The sequence below is a fragment of the Alteromonas sp. ABH4_453 genome (assembly GCF_056160665.1).
In genome coordinates this window covers 162835-177343 of the sequence record NZ_JBSWXP010000005.1, presented here as the reverse complement: position 1 = coordinate 177343, position 14509 = coordinate 162835, and the positions used below count along the sequence as shown (strand labels likewise).

Genomic DNA, 14509 nt, shown 5'->3' with positions numbered 1-14509 from the left:
TATGGCGTTAACAACTCTATCATTTGAAACACCTGACGCACTGACAGATGCATTCGCGCATGACTTAGTCAGTATTTTGAAAACAGGTATTAAAACTCGCGGTCGTGCGTCGCTTGTGGTGAGTGGGGGGCGTACTCCACTTGCGCTTTTCAAGCAGCTAAGCGAGACCGATTTAGAGTGGGATAAGGTTGACATTAGCCTTGCCGACGAACGCTGGGTTGAAGAGGGCCATGAAGCCAGCAACACCAGCTTAGTGAAAAACAACCTAATTCAAAATAAAGCCGCCGCAGCTCGTTTTATCGAACTTAAAAGCGATGTTGCCGATGCGAACGAAGGGGTAAATGCAGCCGAGTCAAATTTGGCCAGCATGTCACAGCCTTTTGACGCATTGATTCTAGGTATGGGGGAAGATGGGCATACAGCATCGCTTTTCCCATGTTCAGAACAAGTACTTGACGGCTTAGATATGAGCAGCGGCAGAACCTGCATTGCTGTTCAACCTACAACAGCACCTCATCAACGTATTTCATTAACGCTACCTGCGTTACTCAATAGTCGAAATGTTTTTTTACACCTAACGGGTGAAAAGAAAAAGCAAGTACTGCTAGATGCTATTGAAAATGCTACCGAAGCGCAAAAGCCCATCACCGCGGTTGTAAATAGAGCACCGGTCACTCTGATGTGGGCGCCATAGGAGACAAAAAATGAATCCAAAAATTGCTGAAGTTACGCAACGCATAATCGAGCGTAGCAAAGAAACGCGTAAAGCGTATTTAGAAAAGATTGAAGACGCACGTCGTCAAGGCCCGCATCGTGGCGTGTTGTCGTGCGGCAACTTAGCGCATGGCTTTGCGGCCTGTGGAACGAGTGAAAAAGCTGACCTTCGTTCAATGACCAAAGCCAATGTGGCTATTGTGTCTGCGTACAATGACATGCTTTCTGCGCACCAGCCATATGAAACGTACCCTGCGCTTATCCGCGAAGCGGTAAAAGAAGTAGGCAGTGTAGCGCAGTTTGCCGGTGGTGTACCTGCAATGTGTGATGGTGTGACGCAAGGCCAGTCTGGTATGGACTTAAGCCTTATGAGCCGTGACAACATCGCTCAAGGCGCAGCTATTGCGCTTTCACATAACATGTTTGATAGCACCTTGATGCTGGGTATTTGCGATAAAATCGTACCCGGACTTCTGATGGGCGCACTAACGTTTGGTCACTTGCCAACGGTGTTTGTTCCAGCCGGTCCTATGCCATCAGGCTTACCGAACAAAGAAAAAGCGCGCGTTCGCCAAGAATTTGCTGAAGGTAAGGTTGGTCGCGACGCACTTCTTGAAGCTGAGTCTCAGTCTTATCATTCTGCTGGTACGTGTACTTTCTACGGTACAGCAAACTCAAACCAGCTTGTGGTTGAGATGATGGGTTTACACTTGCCGGGTTCTTCGTTTGTAAACCCAGGTACGCCACTGCGTGATGCGTTAACAAAAGCAGCGGCGGTTCAAGCGACGCGTCTAACTGACCTTGGCGACAACTACACGCCAATTGGCCACATTGTAGATGCTAAAGCCATTGTAAATGGTCTTGTAGGTCTTCTTGCAACGGGTGGTTCTACTAACCACACCATGCACCTTATCGCTGTTGCGCGCGCTGCTGGCTACATTGTTAACTGGGACGATTTCTCAGATATTTCAAATGCGGTTCCACTACTTACCCGTATTTACCCTAACGGTTCAGCTGACATTAACCACTTTGTTGCCGCTGGCGGTATGTCATTGCTTATCAAGCAACTGCTTGACGCAGGATTACTGCACAACGATGTGAAAACTATCGTTGGCGATGGCTTAGAGCTATACACCAAAGAGCCTGTGCTAAAAGACGGCGAGCTAGAGTGGCGCGACGGCCCAACAGAATCTCTGGATAAAGAGGTACTAGCAACAGTTGATGCACCATTTAAACCTGATGGTGGTTTAAGCGTGCTCGGCGGGAACTTAGGCCGCGGCGTAATCAAAACGTCTGCGCTTCGTACTCCGCATTGCACTATTAAAGCGCCAGCGGTTGTATTTGAAGATCAGTTTGAACTAGATGACGCGTTTAAATCTGGCAAGCTAGATAAAGACTGTATCGTGGTTGTTCGCTTCCAAGGTCCATCGGCCATTGGTATGCCAGAGCTACACCGCCTAACGCCGCCGCTTGGTGTAATTCAAGACCGAGGATTCAAAGTAGCCCTAGTTACTGACGGTCGTATGTCTGGTGCATCGGGTAAGGTGCCTGCAGCCATCCACGTGACGCCAGAAGCTTATAAAGGTGGTTTACTTGCAAAGGTGCAAGAAGGCGACATCATAGAGCTTAATACCGAAACTGGTGCGCTTACCTTGCATGTTGATGAAGAAACACTTGCCGCTCGCGAAGCTGCGCCGGCAAACTTGGCAAAGCATCATGTGGGTATGGGACGTGAAATGTTCGCGGGCATGCGTGCCATCCTTACTGGTGCAGAAGAAGGAGCGTGTTCACTGTTTTACACGCAGGAGCAAGCATAATGAGCCAAAAGTTTGTGGCTGATGTTGGTGGTACCAATATTCGTGTTGCAAGAGTAACCGAGTCTGGCGTCACTGATATCAAAAAATACATGTGTAATGACTTTGCTAGCATTGATCTAGCGATTACCCAGTATTTTGCAGATATGCCAGAGCACAGCTTTACCCAAGGTTGTATTGCAATTGCCTGCCCGGTGCTTGGCGACCAGGTCGTAATGACCAATCACAGCTGGGCGTTTTCGCAAAACGCTTTGCGTTCTCAGCTTAAGCTAGACGCATTGTTCGTAATTAACGACTTCACTGCAGTTGCCCATTCATTGCCAGTGTTAGGTAAAGACCAAGTGGTTCAAATTGGTGAAGGTACGGCAAAAGAAAACGGCAATATTGCGGTGTTTGGCCCAGGCACTGGCCTTGGCGTTGAGCACATCACGATGACCTCAACTGGTTGGCAAACATTAGACGGTGAGGGTGGTCATATAGACTTCGCTCCTGTTGATGAAACTGATGTTGTGGTTTGGCGCCATCTTCAATCTACCTTAGGTCGTGCTTCTGCTGAAGAAGTGATGTCTGGTCGTGGTCTGCACAACATCTACACCGCGCTAGCCAATCACGCTTCTTCACCAGTTGTATTTACCGAGCCTGCACAAATTACAGAAGCAGCGCTAAACGGAACCTGTGAATTAGCCGAAGCAACACTGACTCAGTTCTGTCGAATTATGGGTAGTTTTGCGGGTAATCTTGCGCTGAACATGGCGACTACTGGCGGCATCTTTATTGGTGGAGGTATTGCAAATCGTTTTCCTGAGTTTATTCAAAACAGCGATTTCAGAGCGCGTTTTGAAGCGAAGGGGCAAATGAAGCATTACGTTAAAGACATTCCCACCTATCTTATTGCAGAACCTGATCACGGTTTATTGGGTGCGGCTGCATATCTGAATCAAAATACAGCGAGCTAAATTATGACATCAAAATGGAAAACCTCTCCAGAGGAAATTTTTGCGGCCGGGCCAGTTGTACCTGTGTTGGTTATCAATGACGTAGAAAAAGCGGTACCTCTGGCAAAAGCGCTAATGGAAGGTGGAATTAAAGTTTTAGAAGTAACTTTACGTACACCTGCAGCAATTGACGTAATTAAGCGAATTGCTGACGAAGTACCAGACTCGTTAATAGGTGCGGGAACGGTAACCAACGCACAACAACTAAAAGCAGTTGTAGAAGCGGGCGCTAAGTTTGCTATCAGCCCAGGCATGACTGCAGACCTACTAAAAGCGGGTATGGATTCCGATATTCCACTTATTCCTGGTATTTCTTCAACGTCTGACCTAATGAAGGGCAAAGATGCGGGTTACACCCACATGAAATTCTTCCCTGCAGAAGCGTCAGGTGGCGTTAAAGCTATCAAGTCTATCAGCGGTCCTTTCCCTGATGTAACTTTCTGCCCAACAGGCGGTATTGGCCCAAATAACTACAATGACTATTTAGCACTCAAGAATGTTAAGTGCGTTGGCGGTTCGTGGTTAGCACCGGATGATGCAATTGAGTCAGGTGATTGGGCACGTATTACCCAATTGGCTAAAGAAGCCGTTGCAGGCGCCAAGCAGTAAGCCGACCTAGGCATTATATCTGTAGGTTTTTGATTACGGAAACTCAGTATAGGAACGTAAGCCTATTAAGGTGTATGCGTAAGTTGAGTTCACAATAAAAGCAAGTGCAATCATAAATGGAGACACCGAAAGGGTCTCCATTTTTTATTTATATTAGAGATAATAAGTACAACATAATTACACCGTGGCAAGTGAATGATGGTTTAGTTTCTGAGTATGTCTAGACAGCTTCTTTCACCGATGTGACATACGCGCCCTGTGGTCGATGCATTTTTAAGCACGTGGCTACCAGTTAAGTTGGACAAAAACATTGCTAGCAAGTCTTCATCCATCAAAGCAGTCATTTCTAAGTGTGATAGGCTGTCAAACTTGTGGTGTACAACATTATTGTTGCTAAGGTTTTCCCAGCCACCATTTAGTGTGATTTTGTCGTCAATAGATGAGTAAATAAAGGTGGTTATCTCACTTTCTTTTACTCTTTGTATAACGTCTATATCATCGGACGCGATGCCAGCATTTTTGTATATAATATTTACTGCTTTCTTAACATCTTCGGTAGATATAAAAGCTGAGTAAAACCTGTCTTTATACAAACTTTCCCATAGTGCTAATGTTGAATGATTAAAATCAGTCATTGGTGCGATTAAGTGTAGTTTTGCAGAGTCGATTTGTGAGGCAACGTATTGTGCGGCGATGCTACCCATCGAAACGCCTACAATATCAACGTTAAGTGGCTCAAGTTTTCTAATTTCATGTAAAACTGGATCTATAGCGTTCAGACCGAAAGTAAACTTTTCAGCACTGTTTGCACTTTCAATTACCGTGACCATTGCCCCTGTTACTAGATGCAGCCATTGTTGGTGCATGGCTACTAGTGCTTTGGGTGTCCCAAACCCTGGAAAAACATATATTAGGTGTCGCTTTTTTTTTACTATCGGGGGGGACTTGCTGCAAAATGCCACGTCTTTGGTTTGTCATTAACTGCAAGCGTGAATTTAAGGTTGCTTATTTCAATGCTGGGCGTTCGCTGGATGTTAACGCAGTTACCGTTAGGCGAACACAATCGAGAAACTTTGAAAATAACAGATGCGTTTCCATCGACGTCCGGCTGGTGTTGCTTGGCAATTTGTGAGGCTATGAAATGCGCGCAGCCAGTTAGGCTAAAGATGGGTAGTATCAATAAAACTGTGAGAATTAATTTTTTACGCATTCTTTAGAGAACATCCACTGTAATCACGCTGTGTGCGCTTAGGCCTTTGATTACTTGAAGTTGTCATAAAGAAGTCCTCTTTATGTCAACGTATTTCAGGACGGGACAGGTTAGTGATTAAAGGGGCAATTACTGGCCCCTTTTTCTTCACGTTATCTAAACGCCCTAGCTCATGAAGCTTACACAATAATACTACGTTGCAACAATCGTTTGCTTTAGCATGTGTTGCTCACCAGGAGCTAACGTTTTGCCTTGCGTTAGCGATGTTTCTACGCACAACATGTGTTTGTAACCAAACGGGTCCATGTCTGAAATAGATGCTGCACCTTGCCAAGGGTTCCAAACAACTAGTGAGTCGTTTCCTTGTGATACAACCTGAGTATATACGCTGCCGTCCACTTCAATTTCGGCCGTTTCAATTGACGCAAGGTGGATGCGGTCCGTTTCACCAGTAATGGTGTAGGGCGAGGGCGTATCTTTTAACGCCCAAGCGTCAAGTTTGTCTTTATATTGGCCTTCAATCCCATTTATTTGAGTATGTTGAATGTGATCGACATGAAAATACGTGTGTAGCGCGCAGTTGAAGTTAAATGAAGCGACGCCAGTGTTTTCAGTTATCAAAGACACGTCCATCGTTTTACCAACGGCGACAACCATGGTAACAGAGCAATCATTTTCAAACCCTTCAGCGCGAGTAAAGCTGGGAGACAGCGTAATGGTCGTTCCGCTGTCAGTATCTTCTGAACTAACCAATTTCCACACTTGGGTTCTTAAAAAGCCGTGAGAGGGCAGGGAACCTTTTTCCCTTCCGTGGTCATCACTAAACCATGGCCAACAAACAGGTATTCCACCGCGAATTGGACGCTCTCCATTTAGATAAGCATGTGGGCTTACCCATAGCCGCTCTTTGTTATCGCTTTTAGGAACAAAAGACAAAATATGGCCGCCAAATAAACTTATACGCGCTTTGGCGAAAGCGTTATCCACATCTAAAAAGGTGAGGCCATTAGTCTCGCTAACGGTAACTGAATTCACAGGTGACATAAGTCCTCCTTGGACTGAATACTAAACTTACTAATAGATGACGGGAAAATAGGTATCGCTGGAAACCGTCTTTATATATGAGACAACAAAAAAGGTGCAAACATAATGTTTGCACCTTTAGATTAACTCAACTTTGAAACAAATAGTTTAACTATTTGTCCTATATTTTGTTTATTACTTAGAAATGTGAGCCACAAGGTCTAGAACCTTGTTTGAGTAGCCCCATTCGTTGTCGTACCAAGATACTAGCTTAACGAATGTGTCTGTAAGCGCGATACCTGCAGTCGCGTCGAATACAGAAGTGCGAGCGTCGCCTAAGAAATCATTTGATACAACCGCATCTTCAGTGTAACCCATGATACCTTTAAGCTCGCCTTCTGAGGCTTCTTTCATTGCTGCGCAAATTTCATCGTAGCTAGCAGCCTTTGCTAGGTTTACCGTAAGATCAACAACTGAAACGTTAGGTGTAGGTACACGGAAAGCCATACCAGTCAACTTGCCGTTAAGCTCAGGGATTACTTTACCTACTGCTTTTGCGGCACCTGTTGACGATGGGATGATGTTTTGACCCGCGCCGCGGCCGCCACGCCAATCTTTCATTGAAGGACCATCTACCGTTTTTTGTGTCGCAGTAGTTGCGTGAACGGTCGTCATTAGGCCGTCAACGATACCAAATTTATCGTTAAGCACTTTGGCAAGTGGAGCAAGACAGTTAGTAGTACAAGACGCGTTTGAAACGATAGTTTCCCCAGCGTAGCTTTCTTGGTTAACACCCATTACGAACATTGGCGTGTCGTCTTTAGACGGTGCAGACATTACAACTTTCTTCGCACCTGCTTCAATGTGCTTCGCCGCAGTTTCTTTAGTTAGGAATAGACCTGTCGATTCAACAACAACGTCAACATCTACTTCATTCCATTTAAGCGCTGCTGGATCTCTTTCAGAAGTAATGCGGATAGTTTTGCCATTTACAACAAGACTGTTGTTATCTACTGTAACTTCACCGTCGAATAGACCGTGTGTAGAGTCGTATTTCAAAAGATAAGCAATGTAGTCTGTGTCTAGCAAGTCGTTAATAGCCACAACTTCAATGTCGTTGCGTTCTGCAGCTGCACGCATTACTAAGCGACCAATACGGCCAAAACCATTGATACCGATGCGAATTGTCATAACGTACCCCGATTGTTCAAATAAAATGAAAATAAATTACGTAAAGTATGGATCAAAATGACATAATTAGCAAAATAAAAAGCTAAAGTGTTGCAAAATTACGAATGAGTACTATTGCAATCGTATTCACATATCGCGAAGCCCTTGTTTCTAGAATAATGTTAAAAATTTGTTTGCAGACGCACCTTTAAACCTCTGGCGAGTGCGTTTTTCACCGAATAACAGGAATGACACACCATGACACAACAACTTCTGCAACAACTGGTTGAAATGCGGGGAATAGAAACCCAATACGTCGACGCATGGGGAAAACCAGCAACCATCGCAGAATCAAGTAAAGCAAAACTGCTCAACACACTTGGCTATGACACCAGCAGTGACGAAAAAATTCAGTCGCAAATTACCCAAGATATAAAGTCGGTATGGTTGTCGCCGTTAAACCCTGTTCAAGTAGTTCGCAATACCCAAGAAATTAACCTAGCAGTTCGTTTACCTATCGAATTAGTAAACGATGACCACATGTTAACGGTTACCTGTGAAAATGGTGACGTGCTCACTCACCAATTTACACCAGTCGATCAAGAAATGACGACAATGGCGCATATCGACGATGTCGAATTTCATGAGTACGTGTTAACCCTACCTTTGGATTTACCTCTTGGGTACCACGATGTTGCTTTAAGCGCTGACAGCGATGAGTTTGCGCGTTCACGCTTAATAGTGGCACCAGAAGCATGCTACACGCCAAACGAAATTAAAGAAGGCAAAAAAATATGGGGCTTAAGCGTTCAACTTTACTGCGTTCGGAGTGAAAAGAACTGGGGTATTGGTGATTTTTCTGATTTAGCACTGCTTATTGAAAAAGCCGCTGGCGTTGGTGCTGACTTTATCGGACTTAATCCTATTCATGCACTTTACCCTGCAAATCCTAACGCGTGCTCGCCTTATGGGCCAAGCTCACGTCGCTGGCTTAATTACCTGTATATCGATGTAACTGCCATTGACGGTTATAACGATGCATCAGTACAAGCGGTAGTGAGCAGTGATGAATTTAAAGCCACGCTTGAACATGCACGTAATGTAGAACATGTAGACTACGAGGCAGTAGCCCATGTGAAATTGGCCGCGCTTAAAGCAGTATTTGATGTTTATGATGCTCAATATCTTCGTAAAAACACCAAGCAAAACAAAGCGTTTAAAGCGTTTGTGGAAGCGGGCGGTGAAAGCTTAGATATGTTGGCAGTGTACGATGCCTTGCAATCGCACCTAAAAGCTGAAGGTAAAGACAGCTGGGGGTGGCCGGTATTCCCACAAGAATATAAAGACTATCACAACCCCGCAGTGGCAAAGTTTAAGCGCGCAAACGAACAAGACGTTAAATTCTACTTGTTCTTACAGTGGATTGCAGCGCAACAGCTTGAGGTTGCCAGCAACAAAGCGACAGGTGCAGGCATGACCATTGGTCTTTATCGCGACCTAGCGGTAGGTGTTAGCGAAGGCAGTGCAGAAATTTGGGGTAATAAAGACCTGTATTGCACGGGTGCAAGTGTTGGCGCGCCGCCGGATATTTTGGGCCCACTAGGACAAAACTGGGGCTTGCCGCCTATGGACCCTCATAAGCTTTATGAACAGGGTTATCAACCTATTATCGACCTGTTTGCGTCTAATATGGCGTCGTCAGGTTCACTGCGTATCGATCACGTCATGGCGTTGCTGCGTTTGTGGTGGGTTGTGAAAGGCGACCACGCAAAAGAAGGTGGTTATGTTTACTATCCAGTCGATGATTTGCTTGGTATCTTAGCGCTGGAAAGCCACCGTAACCAAAGCCTTGTTATTGGTGAAGACTTAGGAACCGTGCCAGAAGAAATCCGCAGTAAGCTTGCTGACAACGGCGTGTACTCATACCGCGTATTTTTCTTCGAACAAGCCGAAGACGGCGGTTTCTTCTCACCTGGCCATTACCCTGTTCAGTCTATGTCAACCTTGACCACCCACGATATGCCAACGCTGATTGGTTACTGGCACTGTTTAGATTTAGAGCTAGGCAAAGAAATAGGGCTTTATCCAACAGAAGAAATCCTTCAAACGCTTTATGCGGATCGTCATGAAAACAAACAGGCAATTCTTGATACGTTGCACGGGCACGGTTCAATTGGCGATCACGTGGGTCACGATGTTAACTATACAGGGATGAATCGTGAATTGAATAACGGTATGCAGGTGCACATGGCAGGTGGTTCAAGTGCTCTGTTAAGCCTGCAATTGGAAGATTGGCTAGAAATGGATAAGCCGGTCAATATTCCGGGCACATTTGACGAATACCCGAACTGGCGAAGAAAGCTAACCGAGAATATCGAGTCGATGTTCGATAGACATGATATAAATGAGTTAGCGTCTAAACTTACTCACGCCAGAAAGCAAGCAAGCCAAGGTGAATAGCGTTATCAAGAAATTGATACCAGACAGTTGCCTAGGCAACTTAAACGAGTAAGATAAAGTACCACGACGGTACTTGATAGAGCTTAAATGTGAACAACGCATTTAAGCTCACAATTCAACCCGCTGCTATGCGGGTTTTTACTAGGAGTAGCGAATGCAATTAGCGCAGCAGTTTGAACAGGTATTATGTTCTCAGCCGTTTTCCCATTTAGGTGTAGTTAAAAACCAGCAGAAGTCGGTACTTCGCGTTTGGCGTCCTAATGTCAGCGAGATAACGATTAAATGGGAGAATGCAGCGCTAAAAAATTTAACCGTTACTTCCAAAAACGGTCTTTTTGAAATGCCACTGCCTAACGAATATCATGGTGAGGTTTATCGCGTTATCGCCGGAGACTTGAATGACGATGAGGGCTATATCGACCCTTATCAATTCTCCGAGCAGGCGTATCATGCGGTGCACTACATTGATAGCAAACCTTCAAACTTGTACGAACAAGCGGGCGCGCAACTTTTAACACTCACTTCGTCACAAGGCGATGCGATAAAAGGTGTTAGGTTCTGCGTTTTCGCGCCGAATGCAAGTACGGTATCGCTCATTGGCGATTTCAATCAGTGGGATGGGCGTACGCATCCTATGGAGAAGACCTCTATGGGATACTGGGTACTGTTTGTGCCAGAACTCTTAGAGGGAGAGCGCTACAAGTTTCACATTAAAGATGCACACGGCCACGACCTACCGCATAAGGCTGACCCACTTGGCTTCAGTGCTGAGCAGTATCCTTCTCATGCTTCGAAAATCTACAACCACAACACCTACGAGTGGAATGATAGTGCATGGATGGAAAAGCGAAAGGGGAACAAATACAACAGCCCAATGAGCATTTATGAAGTGCACCTTGGTTCTTGGAAGCGCCCGGGTATTGAAACTGATGCGCGCTATCTTACTTATAAAGCGCTGGCCGATGACTTAATAAGCTACGTGAGCGATATGGGTTACACTCACGTTGAATTGCTGCCTATTTCCGAGTTTCCTTTTGACGGTTCATGGGGCTATCAGCCCGTGGGAATGTTCGCACCAACCAGCAGATTTGGAAACCCAGATGAATTTAAATACTTTGTTGATAAGGCTCACCAAGCAGGTATTGGCGTAATTATCGACTGGGTACCTGCACATTTTCCAGAAGACGGCCACGGCTTGGCACGTTTTGATGGTTCTTGTGTTTATGAATATGAAGATCCGAGAAAAGGTTGGCATCCGGATTGGAATTCTTGCATTTACGATTTCGGCAAAGACACAGTTCGTCAATTTTTAGTTGCAAACGCATTGTTTTGGCTAGACAAATTTCACGTTGACGGACTTAGGGTTGATGCAGTTGCATCCATGCTTTATCTCGACTATTCACGCAATGACGGAGAGTGGATCCCGAATGTGGATGGTGGAAACGAAAACTACGAAGCCATCAGCTTACTGAAATGGATGAATGAAGAAGTGTACAAGCACTTCCCAGACGCCATGACGATTGCCGAAGAATCAACGTCGTTTCCCAAGGTTTCTCGTCCAGTATTTGATGGTGGTTTGGGCTTTGGCTTTAAGTGGAACATGGGGTGGATGCACGACTCATTACACTACATCGCTAAAGACCCCGCCTATCGCAACTATCACCATGGCGATATTACCTTTAGCATGGTTTACGCGTTTGACGAAAACTTTGTGCTGCCTATCTCGCACGATGAAGTGGTACACGGCAAAGGCAGTATGCTGCACAAAATGCCTGGCGATGAATGGCAGCAAGCCGCTAACCTGCGTTGTTACGCGGGCTTTATGTACGGTCACCCCGGCAAGAAGCTTAACTTTATGGGGAACGAGCTTGCGCAGGCACGAGAATGGAACCATGACAGTAGTTTAGACTGGCACTTGCTCGATTACGAAAAACACAAAGGCATTCAAGCGCTTTATAAGGCGCTCAACCACCTCTATACGTCTACGCCAGCGCTTTACGAGCAAGACCACGAACCAGGAGGCTTCGCTTGGCTGGACCACAATAATGCAGACCAAAGCGTAGTTTCATTTGTTCGCATGTCAAAAGATGCGAAGCAAAAAGTATATGTGGTATCTAATTTTACGCCTGTGCCACGTCAGAACTTTAGAATAGGCGTAGATGATGCATGCACGCTAACGCTGGCACTAAACACTGATGATGGTGCATATTGGGGTAGTGACTACGACGTTGCTTCTACTGTAAATACGCAAACTATACCTTGGAACGAGCGTAGTCACTCTGCAGAAATCACGTTACCGCCGCTAGCCACGGTATTTTATGTTACCAATGTGGATTAATCCGACTAGGGCGGCACGCCCTAGTGAAGAGATAAATTGAGAACGAAGTGAACGAAATTCGAGACACCGCACTAATTGTAGAAAGTGGGATGGGGAAGGCATATCCACTTGGCGCAACAGTTTCACAAGAAGGTTGTAATTTTGCCGTGTATGCGCCTGAAGCGAAGGCCGTCGTGTTGTGTTTTTTCAATAGTGACACAGAAGAGGCGGTGAGTGAGCACCCTTTGCCTGAGAAAACCGGTGATGTCTGGCATGGCTACTTTAGCGGCGTTAGCGCCGGACAATACTATGGTTATCGCGTAGAACGCGGTGAGGGAGGGTTACATGCAGTACCCACCGACAAACTGCTAATCGACCCTTATGCTAAGAAAATCAGTCGCGCAATAAAATGGGACGCAAGACAATACAAACACGACTCTCAGTTTATGATCCCCAAGTGCATAGTAACTGATCAAAATGACTATGCGCCCAGTCATGTCAGCGCGCCTGTTATCCCGAAACACAAGCGAGTAGTTTACGAAGCACATATTAAAGGGCTCACAAAACTCCACCCCGATGTACCTAAAGAGCATCGTGGCAAATTTATCGGTGCTGCCCACCCCAGTGTTATAAAGCATCTTAAAGCACTAGGCATAACCACGGTGCAATTTATGCCGTTGTGCTCATTCATGCCTGAACCATTTATTACAGAGAAAGGCTTAACCAACTATTGGGGATATAACCCGGTTAATTTCTTTGCACCTGAACCACGCTACGGCGTGTCAGACGCGCTTGCTGAACTGAAGTCTATGGTAGATGCTTATCATACAGCCGGACTTGAGGTCATTGTTGATGTGGTATTTAACCATACAGCAGAGGCAGGCAATGGCGGTCCTATTCTTTCTTATAAGGGGTTTTGCCCTTACCAAGCGTACTTATTAGAGCAAACGAAAAACGGAGAATTGGTTTATTCCAACCACTCAGGCTGTGGTAACACGGTAAATACCGCGCAGCCATTTATGATGGGACTTATTTTAGATGCCATGCGCCACTGGGTATCCGTAATCGGCGTTGACGGGTTTCGTTTCGATTTAGCAGTATGCTTGGGAAGAGAGCCACAAGAATATAGTAAAAAATCTGGGCTGCTGAGAGCCATTAGTAGCGACCCTGTTTTAAAAGAGAGAGTATTGCTTGCCGAACCCTGGGATATTGGGCCTGGCGGCTACCAAGTGGGTAACTTTCCTTCTCCATGGTTAGAGGTGAATGATAAATACCGCGATACGGTGCGCGCCTTCTGGCGTGGAGACGATGGCGTTACCGCGGACTTTGCTACCCGTTTAATGGGCTCACGGGATATATTTCACAAAGGCCATCGACATATCAGTACGTCGGTAAATAACGTGACATATCACGATGGGTTCACGCTGCACGATATGGTGACCTACGCCGAACGTCACAATCTCGATAACTTAGAAGAAAATCGAGATGGCCATGGACACAACCTGTCTGCCAATTATGGTATTGAAGGGGAAACGAATGACGAGCAGATACTCGCTATGCGTGAGCGTCAAAAGCGCAACCTATTTGCAACTCTGATCTTCTCGCAAGGTACACCGCATATTCTTGGTGGCGATGAATTAAGTCGCACCCAAAACGGCAATAATAATGCCTATTGTCAGGATAACCCTATTAGCTGGATGAATTGGGAATTAAACAAGCGTAAGCAAGATTTTCTTAGCTTCTGCCAATATGTGATCCGCTTGCGTCAGTCCTCTTCATTGTTAAGTGAACTAAAGCTGCACGATGATACTTTTACGCTCTCGCGAAATGTAAAAGAAATAAATTGGTATAAGCCCGATGGCTCTGACAAAGCGTCGGAAGATTGGAATGCGCACCATAACAAAGCGTTTGGTGTAGAAATAAAAGGTTGCGTAACGGGCGACCAGAAGCCAGAGCACTGGTTCTTGTGTGTTAATGCAAGTGAAAGCGACGTGCGTTTCCACCTACCTTCTGTCATACCCAGGGGAGGGTGGACCATGCACCTGGATACGCGCTACAGTTCTCTTGAAGAACAGCCTTCAATTTGCATTCAGAAGGTATTTTTACAGGCCAGCAAATCGCTAACCTTGTTCAGTTTTTCTCAGTTCTCTGGATAGCGTAGTGGCTCACAACAAACAGACTCTTTACCTTTGTGTGA

General features: G+C 45.6%; 10 protein-coding genes. 7 read left to right on the top strand and 3 right to left on the bottom strand.

Annotated elements, in window-relative coordinates:
• Position 1 precedes the first annotated feature (1 nt).
• Genes pgl through ACXAGV_RS11535 form a run of 4 tightly spaced genes read left to right on the top strand, consistent with a single transcriptional unit; the run spans position 2 to position 4132 of the window.
• Entirely contained in the window at positions 2–694 is a 693-nt protein-coding gene (gene pgl, locus ACXAGV_RS11550; protein WP_474873382.1) for a 6-phosphogluconolactonase, read from the top strand.
• A gap of 10 nt (positions 695–704) precedes the next feature.
• Positions 705–2531, top strand: a complete 1827-nt coding sequence (gene edd / locus ACXAGV_RS11545) for a phosphogluconate dehydratase (RefSeq protein ID WP_474873381.1) — start codon at positions 705–707, stop codon at positions 2529–2531.
• Positions 2531–3484: a glucokinase gene (gene glk / locus ACXAGV_RS11540; RefSeq protein ID WP_474873380.1), complete on the top strand. Its 954-nt coding sequence runs from the start codon at positions 2531–2533 to the stop codon at positions 3482–3484. The genes edd and glk overlap by 1 nt, the downstream gene beginning before the upstream one ends.
• A 3-nt stretch (positions 3485–3487) precedes the next feature.
• Entirely contained in the window at positions 3488–4132 is a 645-nt protein-coding gene (locus tag ACXAGV_RS11535) for a bifunctional 4-hydroxy-2-oxoglutarate aldolase/2-dehydro-3-deoxy-phosphogluconate aldolase (RefSeq protein WP_334060547.1), read from the top strand.
• Between the two features lie 203 nt (positions 4133–4335).
• Here the strand turns inward: ACXAGV_RS11535 and ACXAGV_RS11530 are convergent, their stop codons facing one another.
• The 3 genes from ACXAGV_RS11530 to gap all read right to left on the bottom strand — a co-directional run bounded on the left by ACXAGV_RS11530 (position 4336) and on the right by gap (position 7556).
• A complete protein-coding gene (locus tag ACXAGV_RS11530; RefSeq protein ID WP_474873379.1) occupies positions 4336–4998 on the bottom strand; it encodes a hypothetical protein in 663 nt (220 codons plus the stop codon).
• 536 nt (positions 4999–5534) lie between these two features.
• On the bottom strand, positions 5535–6386 hold the full coding sequence (locus tag ACXAGV_RS11525; RefSeq protein ID WP_474873378.1) for a D-hexose-6-phosphate mutarotase: 852 nt from the start codon (positions 6384–6386) through the stop codon (positions 5535–5537).
• 174 nt (positions 6387–6560) lie between these two features.
• Positions 6561–7556, bottom strand: coding sequence for a type I glyceraldehyde-3-phosphate dehydrogenase (gap, locus tag ACXAGV_RS11520; RefSeq protein WP_474873377.1), 996 nt, complete (start codon positions 7554–7556; stop codon positions 6561–6563).
• A gap of 237 nt (positions 7557–7793) precedes the next feature.
• Here gap and malQ point away from each other — a divergent pair, with 237 nt between their 5' ends.
• The 3 genes from malQ (at position 7794) to glgX (ending at position 14468) form a co-directional block, all read left to right on the top strand.
• Positions 7794–9995 (top strand): 4-alpha-glucanotransferase, encoded by a 2202-nt coding sequence (gene malQ / locus ACXAGV_RS11515; protein WP_474873376.1) that lies wholly within the window; start codon positions 7794–7796, stop codon positions 9993–9995.
• Between the two features lie 154 nt (positions 9996–10149).
• Positions 10150–12333, top strand: a complete 2184-nt coding sequence (gene glgB, locus ACXAGV_RS11510) for a 1,4-alpha-glucan branching protein GlgB (RefSeq protein ID WP_474873375.1) — start codon at positions 10150–10152, stop codon at positions 12331–12333.
• Positions 12334–12380: 47 nt separating this feature from the next.
• Positions 12381–14468, top strand: coding sequence for a glycogen debranching protein GlgX (glgX, locus tag ACXAGV_RS11505; protein WP_474873374.1), 2088 nt, complete (start codon positions 12381–12383; stop codon positions 14466–14468).
• Positions 14469–14509 lie beyond the last annotated feature (41 nt).